At 52.1% G+C, this 20,264-nt stretch carries 14 protein-coding genes; 10 read left to right on the forward strand and 4 right to left on the reverse strand.

Going from position 1 to position 20,264, the window contains the following annotated elements; genetic code table 11:
- The first annotated feature begins 22 nt into the window (after positions 1–22).
- The 6 genes from B5G10_RS10375 to B5G10_RS10400 all read left to right on the forward strand — a co-directional run bounded on the left by B5G10_RS10375 (position 23) and on the right by B5G10_RS10400 (position 8,929).
- Positions 23–2,860, forward strand: a complete 2,838-nt coding sequence (locus B5G10_RS10375) for a M16 family metallopeptidase (protein WP_087424659.1) — start codon at positions 23–25, stop codon at positions 2,858–2,860.
- 446 nt (positions 2,861–3,306) lie between these two features.
- Positions 3,307–4,413, forward strand: a complete 1,107-nt coding sequence (locus B5G10_RS10380) for a DUF3575 domain-containing protein (RefSeq protein WP_087424660.1) — start codon at positions 3,307–3,309, stop codon at positions 4,411–4,413.
- 100 nt (positions 4,414–4,513) lie between these two features.
- A complete protein-coding gene (locus B5G10_RS10385) occupies positions 4,514–5,332 on the forward strand; it encodes a hypothetical protein (protein ID WP_087424681.1) in 819 nt (272 codons plus the stop codon).
- Positions 5,333–5,510: 178 nt separating this feature from the next.
- Positions 5,511–6,395: a fimbrillin family protein gene (locus B5G10_RS10390; protein ID WP_087424661.1), complete on the forward strand. Its 885-nt coding sequence runs from the start codon at positions 5,511–5,513 to the stop codon at positions 6,393–6,395.
- A 124-nt stretch (positions 6,396–6,519) separates the two neighbouring features.
- Positions 6,520–8,202: a GLUG motif-containing protein gene (locus tag B5G10_RS10395; protein ID WP_087424662.1), complete on the forward strand. Its 1,683-nt coding sequence runs from the start codon at positions 6,520–6,522 to the stop codon at positions 8,200–8,202.
- A 376-nt stretch (positions 8,203–8,578) separates the two neighbouring features.
- Positions 8,579–8,929, forward strand: a complete 351-nt coding sequence (locus tag B5G10_RS10400) for a GIY-YIG nuclease family protein (RefSeq protein ID WP_087424663.1) — start codon at positions 8,579–8,581, stop codon at positions 8,927–8,929.
- A 289-nt stretch (positions 8,930–9,218) separates the two neighbouring features.
- Here B5G10_RS10400 and B5G10_RS10405 read toward each other — a convergent pair whose 3' ends face one another.
- Positions 9,219–9,869, reverse strand: a complete 651-nt coding sequence (locus tag B5G10_RS10405; RefSeq protein WP_087424664.1) for a carbohydrate-binding family 9-like protein — start codon at positions 9,867–9,869, stop codon at positions 9,219–9,221.
- Between the two features lie 10 nt (positions 9,870–9,879).
- Positions 9,880–10,524: a LysE family transporter gene (locus B5G10_RS10410; RefSeq protein ID WP_087424665.1), complete on the reverse strand. Its 645-nt coding sequence runs from the start codon at positions 10,522–10,524 to the stop codon at positions 9,880–9,882.
- 303 nt (positions 10,525–10,827) lie between these two features.
- On the opposite strand from B5G10_RS10410, the gene B5G10_RS10415 reads away from it, so the two are divergent.
- Positions 10,828–11,034 carry a hypothetical protein gene (locus B5G10_RS10415; protein WP_143241126.1) on the forward strand — a complete coding sequence of 69 codons (207 nt, stop codon included), beginning with the start codon at positions 10,828–10,830 and terminating at the stop codon, positions 11,032–11,034.
- 232 nt (positions 11,035–11,266) lie between these two features.
- On the opposite strand, the gene B5G10_RS10420 is transcribed toward B5G10_RS10415, so the two are convergent.
- Both B5G10_RS10420 and B5G10_RS10425 read right to left on the reverse strand, forming a co-directional pair.
- Positions 11,267–11,809 carry a hypothetical protein gene (locus B5G10_RS10420; RefSeq protein ID WP_087424667.1) on the reverse strand — a complete coding sequence of 181 codons (543 nt, stop codon included), beginning with the start codon at positions 11,807–11,809 and terminating at the stop codon, positions 11,267–11,269.
- Positions 11,810–11,850: 41 nt separating this feature from the next.
- A complete protein-coding gene (locus B5G10_RS10425; RefSeq protein WP_087424668.1) occupies positions 11,851–13,023 on the reverse strand; it encodes a serine protease in 1,173 nt (390 codons plus the stop codon).
- Between the two features lie 984 nt (positions 13,024–14,007).
- Here B5G10_RS10425 and purL point away from each other — a divergent pair.
- The 3 genes from purL (at position 14,008) to B5G10_RS10440 (ending at position 20,260) form a co-directional block, all read left to right on the forward strand.
- Entirely contained in the window at positions 14,008–17,700 is a 3,693-nt protein-coding gene (gene purL, locus B5G10_RS10430) for a phosphoribosylformylglycinamidine synthase (protein ID WP_087424669.1), read from the forward strand.
- 92 nt (positions 17,701–17,792) lie between these two features.
- On the forward strand, positions 17,793–19,196 hold the full coding sequence (locus tag B5G10_RS10435) for an amidophosphoribosyltransferase (RefSeq protein ID WP_087424670.1): 1,404 nt from the start codon (positions 17,793–17,795) through the stop codon (positions 19,194–19,196).
- A gap of 191 nt (positions 19,197–19,387) precedes the next feature.
- Positions 19,388–20,260 carry an electron transfer flavoprotein subunit beta/FixA family protein gene (locus B5G10_RS10440; protein WP_087424671.1) on the forward strand — a complete coding sequence of 291 codons (873 nt, stop codon included), beginning with the start codon at positions 19,388–19,390 and terminating at the stop codon, positions 20,258–20,260.
- The last annotated feature ends 4 nt before the right edge of the window (positions 20,261–20,264 follow it).

The raw sequence follows: 20,264 nt of genomic DNA on the forward strand, positions 1-20,264 counted from the left end.
TTTATCATTAAATCAAAACACAATGAATTTACGAATGGTAAAATCGGGATTAGTACTTGCTTTTCTGGCCGTTGCCCAATGGGTATCGGCACAGCAAGCTCCTCAGATGGAAGCATTGCCCATCGATCCCAACGTGCGCTACGGTGTGCTTGACAATGGTCTCACCTACTATGTGCGCCACAACGAAACCCCCAAGAACCGTGCCGAATTCCACATTGCCCAAAAGGTAGGTTCGATTCTCGAGAACGAAGACCAACGCGGTTTGGCCCACTTCCTCGAGCACATGGCCTTCAACGGCACCGAGCACTTCCCCGGGAAGACGATGCTCAACTACCTCGAGAACAACGGTATCAAATTCGGTGTGGACCTCAACGCCTATACCGGCTTCGACGAGACGGTATATCGCATCTCCAACGTCCCCACACAGAATCAAAACCTGGTGGACTCCTGCCTGCTCGTGCTCTACGACTGGGCTTGCGCCATCTCGCTCAACGATAGCGACATCGACGAAGAGCGCGGCGTTATCCACGAAGAGTGGCGTACGCGTGCCGATGCCAACTGGCGCACCTGGGAGGCTACTGTGCCCGTCATGTTCGAGGGCAGCCAGTATGCCAACCGCATGCCTATCGGCACCATGGAGGTGGTGATGAACTTCCCCTACCAGGCTCTGCGCGACTACTACCACAAATGGTATCGCCCCGACCAACAGGGTATCATCGTGATCGGTGACTTCGACGCCGACAAGATGGAGGCTCAAATCAAGGAGCTCTTCGGCAAAATCAAAATGCCCGAAAACGCTGCCGAGCGCATCTACTATCCCGTGCCCGACAACAAAGAGCCCATCTTCGCTTTCCACAAAGACAAAGAGGCCGCCTACACCCGTGTGGACATCTACATGAAACACGATCCCATGCCTCGTGAAATGCGCGGTACCATCAACGGTGCCATCACCAATTACATGAACGGCGTAATCGGGATCATGTTCAACGACCGCATCACCGAGATTACCCAGAAACCCGATGCTCCCTTCATTGCCGGTGCCATCTTCGACGGCGACTTCTTCGTATCGAAGACCAAAAGCGCCTTCACACTCATCGCCCTGGGTAGAGACAACGGTGCCATCGACGCCATCAAAGGTATCATCCGCGAAGCCGAGCGTATCGACCGCTACGGGTTCACCACTTCGGAGTACGACCGGGCACGCGCCACGATGCTCTCGAACTACGAAAACCTCTACAACGAGCGTAACAACCGCAAGAGCGTTGACTATGCCGAAGAGTACATCCGTCACTTCATCGACGGCGGCTACATCCCCGGCATCGAAATGGAATACAACCTCATCAAACAGATGTCGCCCGCTATCACGGTCGATATGGTGAACCAATATGTAAAATCGCTCATCAGCGAAGACAACATGGTTATCTCGCTTACCGGTCCCGACAAAGAGGGTGTCACCTACCCCGACAAAGACCAGGTACTGACTGCCATTAAAGAGGTAGAAGCCGAAGAGGTTGCCCCCTATGTCGATAAGGTATCGAACGAACCCCTCATCTCGAAAGAGCCCGTAGCTGGCAAAGTGAAAAAGAGTGCTGCCGGTAAGAAATTCGGCACCACCGAGTGGACTCTCTCCAACGGTGCCAAAGTGGTGCTCAAACCCACCGACTTCAAGAGCGACGAAATCACCATGCTGGCTGTCAGCAAAGGTGGATACTCGCTCTACAACACCAACGACCCGGCTCTGGCCCGCGACCTGAAATCGCTCAACGAAATCGTTGAACTGGGTGGCCTCGGTCAATTCGGCAAGACCGACCTGATGAAAGCCCTGGCCGGTAAGAAGGTATCGTCGAGCTTCTCCTTGAGCGAGGCTCAGGAATCGGTATTCGCTTCGTGCGCCACGAAAGACCTCGAAACGATGATGCAACTCGTATATCTCACCTTCACCGACCTGCACCGCGACGACGAGGCATTTGCCGCCTGGAAAGAGCAATCGAAAGCCGCTCTCATCAACTATGCCAACACGCCGCAATACATCTTCAGCGACTCGCTCTCGGCTACCCTCTACGACCATAATCCCTTGCGTCGTCAGTTGAAAGCCGAAGACATTGACCAAATCAGCTACGACCGTATTCTCAAAATTGCCAAGGAGCGCCTGGCCAATGCCGCCGACTATACCTTCATCTTCGTAGGTAACTTCGACACAGACTCGCTCAAACCCTACGTAGAGAAATACATCGCTTCGCTCCCGGCCAACAAGAGCCGCGAAAAAGTAGGCAAACTGATCGAGACTCAAAAGGGTATTGTCACGAACCACTACAACCAACCCATGGAAACGGCCAAATCGACCGTCTATGCCATCTACTCGGGCAACGAGAAATACGACCTGCGCAACGACCTTATGCTCAGCATCCTCGACCAGGTAATGGACATCGTATATACCGAGACCATCCGTGAAGAAGAGGGTGGAACCTACGGTGTAGGTACCATGGCCAACTTCTCATCGCTCGACAACTCGTGGTTGTTCCTCTTCGGCTTCGATACCAACCCGCAAGACGAGAAGCGCCTCACCGACCGGGCTCACGCCGAGTTGATGAAGGTGGTAAACGAAGGTCCTCGCGAGAAAGATTTCGCCAAGGTGAAAGAGTATATGCTCAAGAAACATGCCCAGAACCTGCGTGAGAACTCTTACTGGAGAGGTATCATCTCTGACTACGAGTTGGGCTATGGCGACAACGAGACCAACTACGAGGAGGTACTCAACAGCATCACCATCGACGACATGAAGGCCTTTGCCAAAGGACTCTTCACCGGAAAGAACCTCATCGAGGTAGTCATGACTGGTGTCGTAGAAGAGGCTAAATAACAAGAACCTCATCGGGGCAAGATTCGCTCTTGCCCTTCTACCCATAGCGGGGGCATACACGATGTATGCCCCCGCCTTTTTTTAAATCGTCGCGGCGCATCGGGTCACCCCCACACACCGGGTCACCCCGCACCCGATGCGGGGTCCAGAGAGGGAGTCACCCCGCACCACGATGCGGGGTCCAGCGAGGGGCCTCTTATGGGTCACAAACACAGGGTTTCGAAACAAAAAAAATAGCAAAACCCAGCATTTCGAATGTTAAAGATCAAGGCCGAAAATTTGCTCTATCAACAATTTTTTTTACTCTATCAACAATTATAGTTAAATATTAATAATACAATGTTTCGATAGTTAATTATTTTAAGAATCACCGATTGTATAATTCATTTCTTAATATTATATTTGAAACACATTCCTCTCCGACAATATTCAATCCTATATAAAATATGTATAAAAAATTTTTGATCTCCCTCGTGCTATGGGGTATTATCTCTCCACTTATGGCACAAACGCAGGGCGACACCATCTACCAGTTTCGGTTCGAGCCGGGAGAGAACGGCTTTTATACCGCCTGTCAGGACAACCGCGCCGAGCTGACCCGTCTGCTCTCGTGCGTAGTACAGAACAAAGAGGCGATACTTGCCGGCTCCATCCCCATCCTGGTTGACGGCTACTGCAACTCGCTGGGCAGTGAAGCCGAGAACCTTGCCACGGCAAAGATCCGTGCCAACCGTGTGAAATCCGAACTGATTATCCGTGCGGAAATCAAGGAAGAAAACTTTATCACCCGCAACCATGCGACAGAGGGAGACTTTGTCACTGTGCGCATGACGGTACCGGTAAAGGAAACAGCCGCGACGGATGCGGAAGCGGAAGCACGACGCAAGGCGGAAGCCGAACGACTGGCAGCCGAGAAGCGTGCCGAACAGGAACGACTTGCCGAAGAGCAGCGCAAGGCGGAAGAAGCCCGACTTGCCGCTGAAAAGGCAGAGGCAGAGAAAGCCGCTCAACAAAATACACTTGCCGACATGCCGTCGGAAACCAAAACACCAACTGATTATCATCTCTCCCTGCGTGCCAACCTGCTGCGCTGGGCTACCCTGACACCCGATTTAGGACTTGAATGGCGCATCTGCCCGTCGTGGGGCATTGCCGTAAACGGCTCGTGGACTTCTTGGACATGGAGCGACAAGGACCGCCGCTACGCTCTGTGGGAAGTGGCTCCGGAAGTGCGTTACTACATGGGCGAGAAGAAAGCCTGGTATCTGGGTGCGATGTTCAAGGCCGGACAGTTCAACTACAAGCTCTCCGAAACGGGCAAGCAGGGCGACCTGATGGGTGGCGGCATCACCGGCGGCTATCAGCTGCGGCTGAACAAGGCACTGAATCTTGATTTCAACCTCGGCTTGGGCTACCTGAATGCCGACTATGAGAAATATGAGGTCATTGACGGTGTGCGAGTATGCCGCGGCAACGAGACAAAGGACTGGTGGGGCCCCATCAATGCCGGTGTGACATTGGTATGGAAAATTGGTGCAAGCCGAGCGCATTAAAGTTTACTTTAGAATGCCGAGGCGCAGCCCAATTTATGTAAGTTATTCTAACTCGGAGGAATCGAATATGAAAGCAAGACAATATATAAATATGATGGGAATGGCAGCCGCCGTGCTGCTCTCTTCCTGCGTGAAGGACACGCTTTATGACACGCCGCATCCCGACAAGGGAGCTGTCACCATCAGCCTGACGGGAGTGTCGGCAGACGATAACTATGTACTCGACATGGACGGGAAGGCGGCCGACATTACAGGTTCGCCATTCACCAATCCCGACCTGCTCAATCCGGGAACACACAGTATGGTAATCTATAACCGTGCGGAAGGTTTCACTTTCGACGGACGAATGGCACGGGTCAATGCCCCTGATGGCAAGAGCCGTGCGGACGGTGCATCCGTAATCCCCCTGCCGGGCTATCTGAAGACCGTCAGTCAGGAGATAACCGTAACAGCTGACGACACGCTGCGTGTCAATGCCGTTCCGATGCAGCGTGTACGTGACCTGCAACTGGAACTGGAAGTGACGCAGGGACGCCCCGAACTGATACAGAGCGTGACCGCCACCCTCAGCGGCATAGCCGGAATTTTTGATATGGAGAAGGGACAGACCATCGGCGAACCGACCTCCACGGTCTTCTCCTTCACCCGTGACGGCAGCAAGCTCACGGCCGACGCCCGCCTGCTGGGTACGATGGGAGACGTGCAGGCGCTGGTACTGGACATCGTCTTTACCGATGGCGGACGCACACAGCGCACAGAGGTCGACCTGACGGAAGCCCTTGCAGACTTTAACAGCGATATGACCACCGCCTACCGTGTGACCGGAACACTGGAAACCCCCGTCGGCATGGAGGAATGCAACGCCGAGATTACCGGATGGGAAGAGGTGGAAGGAGGCAATGCCAGTGCCACGCTGTAAATTCCACACACCGCTCGAGTCACCCCGCACCACGATGCGGGGTCCAGAAAGGGGCCGCAAAGGACAAGTGCCGCAGACAGTATTCCTGGATACCGCGTCACAACGCGGTATGACGTGGAGCACCGCATCAAGTGCGGAATGACCGAGAAGAAAAGAAATATATAAACAAATAAACAGAATGAAAACCCGATTTTTTGCTTTCGCAGCGCTGGCATTGACACTTGCCGCCTGTAACAACGACAACGAGAACCTGAATGACGGCCCGGTAGCCGCCAAGTTTATCGCCGACATTACGCCCGCTACCCGCGTCAATTCGGAAGGAACCGACTGGACCGACGGCGACCGCATCGGCGTCACCGGCGCAAGCTTCACCAACGTGCCCTACAAGAGAGAGAACGGTAAGTTCGTGACCGACGGTACAACCATCTATTTCGATGACACCGAAACGAAGACCTTCAATGCCTACTATCCGTATCAGGCTGAGGGCGGAACGGTGACCGTCAGCACCGCAGCCGACAAGCAGGGCCCCGGCATCGACTTCCTCTTTGCCTCGGGAGCCACGGGCGACACCCACAACCCGACGGTGAGCTTCACCGACAAAACCGACAAAGGCGGTGAAGACAACTCCTTCCACCACCGCATGAGTCTCATCAAATTCACCTTCAAGGCGGGCGATGGCATCATTTTCAACGGAATGGAACCTGCTGACTACACGTTGGACGGGCTGAAGCACGAAGGCACATTCGACACGGCTACCGGCACGACTGCCGTAACCGCAGCCGCCGAATCGCCGATTACCATGCAGCTGGGCGGTGCCACCACTTCGCAAGTCATCATTCTCCCGCAGGAAGTGACCTCCTCTCTTGAACTTAAAGTGTCTTTCAACGGACTGAACTATACAACCACACTGCCGAATCCATCCAAGCCCGAAGCGAATCAGTTCTCCGCAGGCTATGCCTACACCTACAACATCACGCTCAGCAACAATGGCATCACGGTGGAAGAACCGGAGATTACCCCGTGGGAACCCGGAGATTCGAACAATGTAAGCATCACGCTGTAAGCCCTACATACCGCTGCCCCGGCGCAAGCGTCAAGCCGGAGCTGCCCATAGACACTATGGTGCGACGGCCGCCTTCGCAGGCGGCGGCAGCACAAAACGAAAACAAATAAAAAGACAACCCGATATGAAGAAAAGACATTCCATCCATCTGCTTCTTGCCGCAGCCGCACTGCTCCTTGCCACGGCTGCCTGCACGAAGGACGAACTGGCGGACGGTGACCGTCTGCCCGAAGGACAATACCCGCTGGAGATAGCCCGCATCACCCTCAGTGTGGAGGGCGGCGAGGCACAGCCCTGGGGCGCACCGGCGACGCGCATCAGCGAGAAAGAGGACGGCAACAGCAGCAAGTTTGACGCGGGCGACCCGTTCGCCGTACAGATAGACGACAAGGGAGAGGTCGGCACCTACACCGTGCAGGACGACGGTTCCGCCGAAGCCGAAATACCCCTGTACTGGAGCGACAGGGACGAGGACCACACCGTCACCGCCTGGTATCCCGCCACGGACGGCACCCTCGACCTCGGCGACCAAAGCCAAAGTCTTGCCTACCTGCTGGGCGCCACGGGCACGGGCGACTACCAGACCCCCGTCACGCTGACCTTTGCCCACCGTCTGGCCAAGGTGCGCGTCACGCCTTCGGACGATGCACTCGACCAGGTGCAGAGCCTCCAGCTCTATACCTATACACAGTGTACTTATGAAAAAGGCAAGGCCGGACAAGGCTCGCAAGAGGGCTGGATAGAGATGAAGAAGTGCGAATACACCGAGAACGGCACAACCATCACCTGCTGGGAGGCGAACGTGATGCCCGGCTACGAAATCAAGCAGCTGCGGGCAAACGGCACTGAGGAACGCGACCTCTCCGCCACCTTTACCCCCGAGGCAGGCAAGTTCTACAACATCACGCTGGATAAGGACAAGGGATATACCGACGACGGACAGGGCAACTACACCGTGACCTCCGCCGAGGGTCTGAAGAACATCGCCGAACTGGTGAACGAAGAATGGAAGTTAGACATCAATATCACCCTGACCAACAACATCGACCTGACAGGCATCGACTGGACACCGATAGGCAAAGATGATAACAAAGCATACACCGGCACCTTCGACGGCAATGGCAAGACCATCACGGGGCTGACCGTTACGAGAAGTAACCGATATACGGGTCTGTTCGGCTTCATCAAAGGCACGGTGAAGAACGTAGTGCTGACAGAAGTAAACATAACAAGTGGCACGTTCGTCGGCGGCGTGGCGGGATGGAGCTTTGGCGGCAACATTGAAAACTGCTCGGTGTCGGGCAGCGTCAGCGGTAGTAGCGGTAGCGACGTAGGCGGTGTGGTGGGCTATCAACAGGTCGGTTCTATCACCGGATGCAGTTCCTCGGCCACAGTGAAGGGAACGGAGCGTGCCGGCGGCGTGGTAGGTGTAACGAATGGTGGTACTACTCCCCTGACCGCCTGCTATGCCACAGGCAACGTGACCGTTGAAAATGACGGTACAAGCAACGCCTGGGCCGGCGGTATAGTGGGAATGAACGGAACTGGCACTCTCATTGCCTGTTATGCCGCGGGCAACGTCAGCGGTAACATTGTCGGCGGCGCGGTGGGAGTAAACTATGCCACCGTGACCGCCTGCTACTGGAGCGGCCTCCCCGACAATGACAACGGTGGAGCCACGAAGGTGGATGGCACAAGCATTACCTGGCAGAACGCCGTTGATGCCATGAACACCGCCTTGCAGAGTGCAGGTTCAGAGTGGCGTTACGAACTCACCGGAGCATTGCCTACATTGAAGAAACAGTGAACCGTCGGGCGTCGTGTCACCCCGCACCCGATGCGGGGTCCAAAGAAGTGCCTCTTGTGGGTATTGCCTTTACCGGTATTCCTGGATTCCGCATCACACCGGGTCACCCCGCACAGCGATGCGGGGTCCAGAGAGGGGGGCCGTAAAGGACAAGTGCCTTTGCCGGTATTTCTGGATTCCGCATCAAGTGCGGAATGACCGGGAGGGAATTCCTGGATACCGCGTCGCACCGAGTCACCCCGCACAGCGATGCGGGGTCCAGTGAGGAAAGGCGAGGCATTCATTTGCCCGTATTCCTGGATACCGCGTCGTAGCGCGGTATGACGAGGTGACGGGGTCCAGTGTGTGAGTGTGAAGAATAAAAAAACAGAGAACGATGCAAATTTACAAGGGTTTTGTCTATATCCTGGCCAGCAAACGAAACGGAACGCTCTATATCGGCGTAACCAACAATCTGGCCAGACGGGTGGCCGAGCACAAAGCCTCGATCGACGAGGGTTTTACCAGTAGGTATAACGTGAAAACCTTGGTCTATTACGAAGCCTTTCGGGATTTCTATTCGGCTATCTGCCGGGAAAAGCAACTCAAAGAGTGGAACCGGGCTTGGAAAATAGCCCTTATCGAACAGGAAAACCCGCAGTGGAGGGACTTGTCGGAGGAGATTGGTGTAACTCCCGAATATATTCAAGGCGTAATCGATGAGTATCAATCGGGACTGTTCCGTTGAGAGGGCCCACTGGCGGGCATTTCCCCCCCCTGCCCGTATTTTCTGGATTCCGCATCACACCGGGTCACCCCGCACCACGATGCGGGGTCCAGAGAGGGGCCTCTTGTGGGTATTACCTTTGCCGATATTTCTGGATTCCGCATCAAGTGCGGAATGACGGGAAGCACCGCGTCGCAGCGCGGTATGACGAAGGAGTGCGGAATGACGGGATGGCGGTATTCAACCGATAAAAAAGGTATCCCCTCACGACAGAGAGAATACCTTATATCTATCTTGGGAAAGCTCTATTTTACTTGAACCGCAGTTCGCCAAAGTATTCGGGGCGGTGGAAATCGGGTTTTTCGACCGGGATGGGCGACCAGCTGAGGTAGTGCGGCAGCGAAGAGCCATCGGCACACTTGTAGAAGTTGGCAGCCACAGTCTCGGGCAGATGTTCGCCATCGAGACCTATCAGGTCGAAAGGTATGGCCACGAGCAGTCCCCAGGAGAAGAGCCCCTCCATCTCGCGGAAAGGTTTGTTGCCCACGGTCGAATAGCGTTTGATACGAGCCATCTTCTCGGGCGAGAAGTGGTCGGCATCGGAGCGGCCGGTGCGACGGGCAGCCAATGCGGCACCAATGCAGTTGAACTCGAAGTTGTAGTAATATTTCTCACCGGGTATCTGCACGAAAAACTCTACGCAACTATCCTCCCACACGGGCGAGTTGTCGGTGCTGTTGACCGCCAGCAGGTAATTTCCGCGCACGAAATAGTCGATATAGAGATACTCTTTGTCACGGGCTATCGTGAACGATACGATGGGTTTATACGGGAATTCATCGGGCCAATCGACACAGTCGATCGCTTGCCTCACCCCCTGGGTCTCGAGCAGCTCGGAGACTTGGGCCAGGGGCTTGTCACTCAAACCGGCGACAAAAGGAACGTCAATAACTTTTTTCATGATGTTTATATTAATTCAAAAAATAATCTTTTATTCCCCATACAAAACCGAAAATAGACATGGCGATGATGATGATGCCGATGCCGCGGTTGATGAACCAGATGCTGCGCACATTGAACCGCGAACGCACTTTGTTGATGACATAGGTGATGAAAAACCACCAGCCCACCGCCCCAATGAGTATCGAGAGGTACCCCACTACATGATGCCACAACTGCGACTCGGGCAGGAAGAAGTTGAACCGGGCAAACAGACCAATGTAGAGGAAGAGGATGAGGGGGTTGGAGAAGGTGAGCAGAAAGGCGGTAATGAAATCTTGCGTATAGGAGTTGATCGAGGCATTGGCCTTGCGGATGTTCTTGGCGGGATTCTGCCGGTAGAGGTAGAGCCCGAAACCGACCAGCACCAGGCTGCCCAACACTTGCAGCACGCTCTGGTTGGCCTCGATAAAGTCGATGACTATCGACATGCCCAAGCCCGTGAGCAGGGCATATATGAGATCGGAAAGTGCGGCCCCCAACCCCGTGACAAAGCCCGACCATCGGCCTTTGTTGAGTGTGCGCTGGATACACAATATACCTATCGGCCCCATGGGCGCCGATACCAGTATGCCTATGGCCAATCCCCTGACTATCGTGTATAGTGCTAAATTCATACCGTAAAAAAAACTATCCTATGTGACCGTCGAAACGGCAACGGGAATGCAAAGATAGTACATGCCGCGGGTAGAAACAAATTTATTTTGCCCCCCTCGCGACAGGATGCATCGTTGCTCCTTGGACAAATATACAAGATAATGTTAGAAAATTACCATCCGTTTTATCAATTTTTTATCCATGAAGTGCAGGATTTTCTCTACCTTTGACTTTCGCAAGCATCATTATCATTCTTTAATGGCCGTGCAACCCAGACCACAGTCTGGTAATGCCCCCACGAACCAGCTTATCGATTGGAGTTTATGAACGACAAAAAAGAGAAACGCCCACGCCTCGCCCGCTACATCGCCATAGGTATGCTGCTGGGCCTTTCCCTTGGGGCGGGCATGAAGAATATCCCGGCCGGCATGGGCATAGGCCTTGCCCTGGGCATGATGTTTTACCAACTCTCCTCAAAGCCCGACAAGGAGAAGGACGACAAGTCGGGGAAAAATGACTCGGCCGAGTAAAGTCATTCCCCTCTTTTTGCAAGGTTATTCCAGAGATTTTCCGTAAGTTTAGAATAGCTTTCTTAGTTCCTTATAATAAGGACTTTGGAAGAATTTCCCGATTTTGAGGTAATGACTTGGCAACTGTGCCATTTGCAGCGTTCTGCTATGAATTACGTTCAAATAACTCTTTCTGATGGAAAGGTAATACTATTTCTTTAAATTCGAGTTTTAAAATTGAATTTTGAGTGAATCAAGAAACATTGTAATAATTCAACATCTGTATTCTTAAATCCATTAATTGGCATTGCTCTTTTGAATATCGTTTTGATGATTTTAATTTATGAAGGACAGACTTTAAGGGTTCTGCTAGACCTAATTTGGCTGCAACCTCATCAGCCTTTATTTCAATTATCATAGTACCAGCTGTGCTTAAAGCTTCATTAAAATAATGAATTATGTGACCTACTTCATGGGCAATTGCTGCCATCTTTTCCATCTCAGTGAATTTAAACAACTCATATAGTTCAGGAGAGAGAATGATTGCTACAAACACAGCACGCTGAACTCCATCAGATTTGACATCAATAGAATATGCAAATGTGTCGTTGCTTAGCCCTTCGATTAGAGGAACATTTTCCTGTAGTTTATATTGAGAAACGGTGTAACAATCTATGCACAACGCACTTAAATGAGTGTATTTCTGATATAATATAGACCTAAATCTCTGTTCAAACTCCTGAAAAATATTATCAGAAGTATGATTGTTGAATAACTTATTGGTTGAGATGGACATAAACTATTACAATAGTTCTATAGTAAAAATTTGCGCATACATCATTTTGAACATATAATCATAAAAACATAATTCTTTAGATTTTTTACTTTCCCAGTTAATGGTTGTCCTGCTATTTGATTATTATTGGGTAATATCGAATTAGATATTGAACTTTCAATTAGATTTTTTAAATATGACGTTTTAATTGCATATCCTACATTTTCTGCATCCTTGTGCTTGGCATTCACAATACCAATAAGATTTCCCTTGCTGTCAAACAAAGGACCACCGCTATTACCAGGTTGAATAGGAGCTGAAATCTGATATAAGGAGACATCACCTTGAAATCCTGTTTTTGAGCTTATGACGCCTGTTGTTAATTTAATCTCATCTCCCATTGTACTAGTCAAAGGATAACCTAAAACAAAGACATCCTCGCCAACATCAGAAACAGAAGTTTTAACATTATAGGGAATTGAACCAAAACCTTTAAAATTATTGTCAGAAATCTGTAATAATGCAAGGTCATTGTATTTATCAGTAGCAATAATGGTTGCATTATATTTAGGAGTGAAGTCTCCTTTTATTCCTTTAATGGATATTGATTTGGCATTTTCAATTACATGATAGTTCGTTACAACATATCCATTGTTTAAAGCAAATCCAGTTCCAGACCACTCTTTAGGATTTTTAATATTTTCATCTTCAATGTCATTTATATACATATCAACAGTAGGATAAATTTTTATAAATGAACATTTAAAATGTACTTTAAAACCTGCTTGATAATTACGTCCCATATCATAGCGTAGTTGTCTGTCTGGGATAGAGTATTTGACATCAAAAAAAGTACTTTCTTTTAGAACGAAACGTTTCGAATCTGTAACATTACTTCCTTTCCAAAATAGATTATAGTTATATACGGATGTGTTCCCTATCTTTTTTATTGTTACTTGGTCATTTTTAAAAACCTTAAATTCTCCGTTCACATTTTTGTATACCAACATTGTTAGATTTGTTGTTTCTGATGGAAACTCTTGGTAAGCATTTTCGCCCCACTGTTCAATGTTTACATCATATACACCTTCTATTGGATCAAGGCTTTGTATATGGCTTTCAAAATACGACATCAATTCTTGCACATTAGTAGGAGATATCTGTGCGGATAATTCTTGTGCTGATGAGACTAGTATCAACACGAAAATAAATAGAAGTTTCTTAATCTGTTCCATTTGTTTATAAGTTTCACATATTATCCAAATAAAAGCGTGAACTGTATGCCACACTCTTACTTGAAGGTCGTAGGAAACCTCGGATACGGGTGTAACAATAGCAGCCCACGCTATAGCGTGAGAACCGCTATGCTATCCTTGTATCCAATTTGAAAATTTCCTACGTTTTCAAGTACAAGATGAACATAACGCTTCTTCTTTTTTCTCTTATGTATTGGAAAGGGTTGCCCCAATCCGAATACAAAAATACAAAAAGTTCGTGATATGCCACTAACTATCACGAACTTTATTTTGATTTACAACTTAATACCTTTGAATGGTCGGTATCAGCTTTTCCACATGAAGGAAGTAGCGTTTGACAAAATCCGTAAATTCCGACAGCTTGAGGTATTGTTGTTCGTAAACATTCTTCATTTCCTGTATCTGCTTGGTATGTTGTTCCTCTCGTTGTACGGCTTCTTTTTCAAGTTCCTATATGCGCTTTTGCAAATCTTCATTCCTGTGTTCAAACTCTTTCAACTTACCACCACCGAAAAGAGAACCAACCTTAGCTACGAATGCGGCTTTCGCTTCCGTCTTGACTGCTTCCAGTTTCTCCGACTTGATTCCTTTCAGTATTTCGTAAAACTGCCGTTCCGCCCATTGCTGTTCTACTTACTACTGCTGCGAATTGGCTTCAAGCACTCTCGTATACCTTATAGACCAATCAATATTAAACTGTTGTGACATACCGCACCAAACTCATACACCACGTTATTACTTCGCCATACATGAGCATAATTGTCATAGCTAACCAACTTTCACAAGATAACACAACAGTCCACAAATTCGATTCAATCCATTTAAAAGTCATTCCCCTCTTTTTGCAAGGTTATTCCAGAGATTTTATTTAATTTTGCGACGAAAACCCATAGATCTTTTTCCCGGCCTCTTTTCGAGAGAGAAAACGGGAATACAACCATGCCACTAAAAAAACAAGACATAATGGTCATTCTTTTCAAAACCCCCGTTCAACACATTATCGCGGTCGAGGCCGACCATGACTTTTCGGCCGAAGAGACCCAAAAGTTATCCTGGCTTTTCGGAGAGGCCGAGCAGCTTGCACAACCCACGCTGCCGGGCTGGTTCGTAGGACCGCGCAAAGAGATGATTACCCCGTGGAGTACCAATGCGGTAGAGATTACCCAAAACATGGGCCTCACCGGCATTACCCGCATCGAGGAGTTCTTCCCGGTCGAGAACGACCAGGCCGAGTTTGACAAGATGCTGCAACGCCTTTACCACGGTATCGACGGCCGCATCTTCGAAATTGACAAACGCCCCGACCCCATCGTCTATATCGACGACCTGGCTGCCTACAACGAGCAGGAGGGTCTGGCCCTGAGTCCCGACGAAATCAACTACCTCAACGAGTTGAGCCACAAGATAGGCCGCAAACTCACCGACAGCGAGGTGTTCGGTTTCTCGCAGGTAAACTCGGAGCACTGCCGCCACAAAATCTTCAACGGCGTGTTTATCATCGACGGGAAAGAGAAAGAGAGCTCGCTCTTCAAGCTCATCAAAAAGACATCGGAGTACAACCCCAACCGACTGGTATCGGCCTACAAGGACAATGTGGCCTTCAATGCCGGCCCGGTGATCGAACAGTTTGCCCCGGTGAATCCGCAACAACCCGACTTTTTTGAAATCAAGGATATCAAGACGGTTATCTCGCTCAAAGCCGAGACGCACAACTTCCCCACCACGGTCGAGCCCTTCAACGGAGCTGCCACGGGTACGGGCGGTGAGATTCGCGACCGTCTGGGCGGCGGCCGCGCCAGCTTGCCTATTGCCGGTACCGCCGTGTATATGACTGCCTATCCCCGCACCGAAGAGGGCCGCGAATGGGAAGAGGGGGCCATGGCTCCCCGCCCCTGGCTCTACCAGACGCCCGAGCAGATATTGATCAAGGCGTCGAACGGAGCTTCGGACTTCGGCAACAAATTTGGCCAACCCCTCATCTGCGGTTCGCTGCTCACCTTCGAGCACGCCGAGAACGGCAAGAAGTTTGCCTTTGACAAGGTAATCATGCTGGCCGGCGGCGTGGGATTCGCCAACATGCGCGACGCCCTCAAGGGTACCCCCGAGCCCGGCGAAAAGGTGGTGGTGATGGGTGGCGACAACTACCGCATCGGTATGGGTGGCGGCGCCGTTTCGTCGGTAGAGACGGGACAGTATGCCAACGCCATCGAGTTGAATGCCGTGCAACGGGCCAACCCCGAAATGCAGAAACGGGTATCGAACGTGATACGGGCCATGTCGGAAGCCGACGAGAACCCCATCGTGTCGATTCACGACCACGGTGCCGGCGGCCACCTCAACGCCCTCTCGGAACTCGTGGAGGAGACGGGTGGCGTCATCGACATGGACAAGCTCCCGGTGGGCGACCCCACTCTCTCGGCCAAGGAGATTGTAGGTAACGAAAGTCAGGAGCGCATGGGTATCGTTATCCACGAAGAGGATATCGACCGCATCCGCCAGATTGCCGACCGCGAACGTGCCCCCTTCTATGTAGTGGGCGAAACGACTGGCGACCACCGCTTCGTATTCCGTCAGGCCGACGGCGTGAAACCTATCGACCTGGCCATGGACGACATGTTTGGCAAGGCTCCCCGCACCGTCATGACCGACCACACCGTCAAAGAGACTTATAAAGATGTAACCTACGACCAACGCCAGCTCGACGAGTATGTAGAGCGTGTGCTCCAACTCGAGGCCGTGGCCTGCAAAGACTGGCTCACCAACAAGGTCGATCGCTCGGTAACGGGCAAGATTGCCCGCCAGCAATGCCAGGGCGAGATACAGTTGCCCTTGAGCGACTGCGGCGTGGTGGCACTCGACTACCGCGGACGTGCCGGTATAGCCACCTCGATAGGCCATGCCCCGCAAGCTGCACTCGTCGATCCCGCAGCCGGGTCGGTACTCTCGATTGCCGAGGCACTCACCAATATCGTGTGGGCTCCGCTGGCCGAAGGTCTCGACAGCGTGTCGTTGAGCGCCAACTGGATGTGGCCCTGCAAAAACGAGGGCGAGGATGCCCGCCTCTACCGGGCCGTCGAGGCTTGCAGCGACTTTGCCTGCTCGCTGGGTATCAACATCCCCACGGGTAAAGACAGCCTCTCGATGACACAGAAATATGGCAACGACAAGGTCTATTCGCCGGGCACGGTCATCATCTCGGCCGGTGCCGAGGTATCGGATATCCGCAAGGTGGTTTCGCCTGTGCTGCGCACCGGGGTCGAGAGCGCCGTTTACTACATCGACTTCTCGTTCGACCGGCTGAAACTGGGCGGCTCGGCTTTTGCCCAATCGCTCAACAAGATAGGTAAAGAGGTGCCCACGGTACAAGACAGCGAGTATTTTGCCGCCGCCTTCAACGCCGTGCAGCAACTGGTGAAGAAAGAGCTGATTCTGGCCGGTCACGATATCTCGGCCGGCGGTATGATAACCACGCTGCTCGAGATGAACTTTGCCAATACCGAGGGCGGTCTCGAAGTATCGCTCGACGAGATACCCGAAAAAGATCTGGTGAAGATTCTCTTCAGCGAAAATCCGGGTATCCTCATCCAGGTAGAGAAGAGCGAAGAGGTGGAGAAGATTCTCAAACACGCCGGCGTCGCCTTCATCAAACTGGCCCGTCCCTGCGAAGAGCGTCACCTGCTCATCCATAAGGATGGTGCCGACTACCAGTTCTTCATCGACCACCTGCGCGACGTATGGTTCGAATCGTCCTACCTGCTCGACCGCAAACAGAGCGGCGAAAAGGCAGCCAAGGAGCGGTTCCTCAACTACAAGGAGCAACCCCTGCAATACAGTTTCGCCCCGTCGTTTACCGGCACACTGGCACAATATGGCATCTCGGCCGACCGCCGCACCCGCAGTGGTGTGAAAGCTGCCATCATCCGCGAGAAGGGTGTGAATGGCGACCGCGAAATGGCCTATTCGCTCTACCTGGCCGGCTTTGACGTGAAAGATGTGCACATGACCGACCTCATCAGCGGCCGCGAAACCCTCGACGATGTGAACATGATTGTCTATTGCGGCGGTTTCTCGAACAGCGACGTGCTGGGCTCGGCCAAAGGTTGGGCCGGAGGTTTCCTCTGGAACGAAAAGGCCAAGGCCGCTCTCGACCGCTTCTACAGCCGCCCCGACACGTTGAGCCTGGGTATCTGCAACGGCTGTCAGCTCATGGTCGAACTGGGTCTGCTCACCCCCGACCACGCCGAGAAACCCAAGATGCGCCACAACGACTCGCACAAGTTCGAGTCGCAGTTCATCGGGCTCACCATCCCGCAGAACAACTCGGTTATGTTTGGCTCGCTGTCGGGTTCGAAACTGGGTATCTGGGTAGCCCACGGCGAAGGCAAGTTCGAATTGCCCTACGACAAAGATCGCTACCACATTGTGGCCCAATATACCTACGATGCCTACCCGGCCAACCCCAACGGTTCGCCCTACGCCATCGCCGGTATCGCTTCGGCCGACGGCCGTCACCTGGCCATGATGCCTCACCTCGAACGCGCCATCTTCCCCTGGCAGTGCGGCTACTACCCCGCCGACCGCCGGAACGACGAAGTGACCCCGTGGATCGAAGCCTTTGTTAACGCCCGCAAATGGGTTGAACAACACACCAAATAACAAGTATAACCGCGCAGAGCGGGAGGGCCTCGTCGCCCTCTCGCTCTGTTCTTTTTTCAACATAAGAAACACATAACCATTACCACAACACTATGGGAGGATTTTTTGGTACTATAAAGAGAGAATCGTGCGTGACCGACCTTTTCTATGGCGTAGATTACAACTCGCACCTGGGCACCAAACGCGCCGGCATCGTGACCTATGGCAACGGCGTTTTCAAACGGGCCATTCACAATATCGAGAACTCCTACTTCCGATCGAAGTTCGAGGCCGAGCTACCCGAATTCTCGGGCAACTCGGGTATAGGCGTCATCAGCGACACCGACGCACAACCCATCATCATCAGCTGCCACCTGGGCAAATTTGCCATCGTCACCGTAGCCAAAATCAACAATGTCGAGGAGCTCGAGAAGGAGCTGCTGGCCAGCGGCAACCACTTCAGCGAGCACAGCAACAACATCATCAACCAGTCGGAACTGGTGTCGATGATCATCAGCCAAGGCAAAGACTATGTCGAAGGCATCCGACTGGTACAGGAGAAAATCAAAGGCTCCTGCTCCATGCTGTTGCTCACCGAGCAAGGCATCATCGCCGCCCGCGACAAATATGGCCGCACCCCCATCCTGATAGGCCGGGGCGAAAACGGATATGCCGTGTCGTCGGAGACCTGCAGCTTCCCCAATCTGGGCTATGAACTCTGCTACAACATAGGCCCGGGCGAAATCGTGCGCCTCACTGCCGACGGCTACGAGACCCTGGCCAAGCCCGGCAAGAAGATGCAGATATGCTCGTTCCTGTGGGTTTACTATGGTTATCCCGCCTGCGAGTACGAGGGGAAAAACGTCGAGGAGATGCGTTTCCACACCGGTTACGAGATGGGCAAGAACGACGACATCGAGGCCGACTTCGTGTCGGGTATCCCCGACTCGGGCGTAGGTATGGCTCTGGGCTATGCCGTGGGCAAACAGATTCCCTATCGCCGCGGAATCGTCAAATATACCCCCACGTGGCCCCGCAGCTTCACCCCGTCGAACCAGGCCATGCGCGAACTGGTAGCCAAGATGAAGCTCATCCCCAACCGAACCATGCTCGACGGTAAAAAGGTAGTATTCTGCGACGACTCGATTGTGCGCGGTACCCAGCTGCGCGACAACGTGTCGGACCTCTACCGCTACGGTGCCAAAGAGGTACACATGCGCATCAGCTGTCCGCCCCTGCTCTATCCCTGCAAGTTCCTCAACTTCACCGCCTCGAAGAGCGAGATGGAACTGATTACCCGGCGCACCATCGCCGAACTCGAAGGCGACCCCGACAAGAACGTCGAGGCATACGCCCGCACCGGTTCGCCCCAATACAACTGCATGGTCAACTGCATCTGCAAGAAGCTGAAGATTACCACCCTTAAATTCAACCCGTTGGAGACCCTTGTCGAATCGATAGGCCTGCCCAAGGAGTGCATCTGTACCCACTGTTTCGACGGCAGCAGCTACGAATAGACACCGCTTCACGGCCACACGACCTAAACCTCTATGCCACCGCCCGATACACCCCTGTCGCACGGAGGCATGGAGGTTTTTTTCTCGGTAAAAGATTGATAATAACAATCATTTTTGTAATTTTGCAAGTCAGCATTAAAACGACACAAAAACAAAAGAATATTTATAAATCACAAATCTCACATTAAATTATGAGTCTTAAAATCGTAGTATTGGCCAAACAAGTGCCCGATACCAGAAATGTGGGGAAAGATGCCATGAAAGAGGACGGAACCATTAACCGTGCCGCCCTGCCCGCTATCTTCAACCCCGAAGATTTGAATGCCTTGGAACAGGCTCTGCAACTGAAAGAACAGAATCCGGGTTCAACGATTACCCTGCTCACGATGGGTCCTCCCCGTGCGGCCGAGATTATCCGCGAAGGTCTCTTCCGCGGAGCCGACGGCGGAATCGTCCTCACCGACCGCGCTTTTGCCGGTGCCGATACACTGGCCACCTCGTATGCCCTCTCGTGCGCCGTACGTAAAATCAAAGACTACGACATCATCCTGGGCGGTCGCCAGGCTATCGACGGCGATACGGCTCAAGTAGGTCCCCAAGTGGCCGAAAAACTGGGTATCCCCCAAGTAACTTATGCCGAACAAATCGTCAAGATCGAGAACGGTAAAGCTACCGTAAAACGCCGTCTCGAGCGTGGTGTAGAGACCGTAGTGGTTCCTCTGCCCGCCGTGATTACGGTAAACGGTTCGGCCGACGAATGTCGTCCCCGCAACGCCAAACTCGTGCAACGTTACAAATACGCCAAGACTCCCAGCGAAAAACAAGGACTCAGCGAAGAGTGCCTCAAACTCTATGAGCAACGCCCTGCCCTGAACCTCTATGAATGGAGTGTAAACGACGTCGATGCCGACCTCACACAGGTAGGTCTCGCCGGTTCGCCCACCAAGGTGAAAGCCGTACAAAACGTGGTATTCCAAGCTAAAGAAAGCAAGCAGCTCACGGCAGCCGACAACGAAATCGAAGACCTCGTAAAAGAGTTGATCGCCAATCATACCATTGGTTAATGCC

The organism is Barnesiella sp. An55 (assembly GCF_002161555.1).
Lineage (GTDB): Bacteria > Bacteroidota > Bacteroidia > Bacteroidales > Barnesiellaceae > Barnesiella > Barnesiella merdipullorum.

What these genes read in the sequence shown, in the direction of transcription:
- B5G10_RS10385 (WP_087424681.1), top strand. Translation starts at nt 4,514, where the DNA reads ATGGCAGCCGCCGTGCTGCTCTCTTCCTGCGTGAAGGACACGCTTTAT.
- B5G10_RS10380 (WP_087424660.1), top strand. Translation starts at nt 3,307, where the DNA reads ATGTATAAAAAATTTTTGATCTCCCTCGTGCTATGGGGTATTATCTCT.
- B5G10_RS10375 (WP_087424659.1), top strand. Translation starts at nt 23, where the DNA reads ATGAATTTACGAATGGTAAAATCGGGATTAGTACTTGCTTTTCTGGCC.
- B5G10_RS10435 (WP_087424670.1), top strand. Translation starts at nt 17,793, where the DNA reads ATGGGAGGATTTTTTGGTACTATAAAGAGAGAATCGTGCGTGACCGAC.
- B5G10_RS10440 (WP_087424671.1), top strand. Translation starts at nt 19,388, where the DNA reads ATGAGTCTTAAAATCGTAGTATTGGCCAAACAAGTGCCCGATACCAGA.
- B5G10_RS10390 (WP_087424661.1), top strand. Translation starts at nt 5,511, where the DNA reads ATGAAAACCCGATTTTTTGCTTTCGCAGCGCTGGCATTGACACTTGCC.
- B5G10_RS10395 (WP_087424662.1), top strand. Translation starts at nt 6,520, where the DNA reads ATGAAGAAAAGACATTCCATCCATCTGCTTCTTGCCGCAGCCGCACTG.
- B5G10_RS10405 (WP_087424664.1), bottom strand. Translation starts at nt 9,869, where the DNA reads ATGAAAAAAGTTATTGACGTTCCTTTTGTCGCCGGTTTGAGTGACAAG.
- B5G10_RS10400 (WP_087424663.1), top strand. Translation starts at nt 8,579, where the DNA reads ATGCAAATTTACAAGGGTTTTGTCTATATCCTGGCCAGCAAACGAAAC.
- B5G10_RS10420 (WP_087424667.1), bottom strand. Translation starts at nt 11,809, where the DNA reads ATGTCCATCTCAACCAATAAGTTATTCAACAATCATACTTCTGATAAT.
- B5G10_RS10410 (WP_087424665.1), bottom strand. Translation starts at nt 10,524, where the DNA reads ATGAATTTAGCACTATACACGATAGTCAGGGGATTGGCCATAGGCATA.
- B5G10_RS10415 (WP_143241126.1), top strand. Translation starts at nt 10,828, where the DNA reads ATGAACGACAAAAAAGAGAAACGCCCACGCCTCGCCCGCTACATCGCC.
- purL (WP_087424669.1), top strand. Translation starts at nt 14,008, where the DNA reads ATGGTCATTCTTTTCAAAACCCCCGTTCAACACATTATCGCGGTCGAG.
- B5G10_RS10425 (WP_087424668.1), bottom strand. Translation starts at nt 13,023, where the DNA reads ATGGAACAGATTAAGAAACTTCTATTTATTTTCGTGTTGATACTAGTC.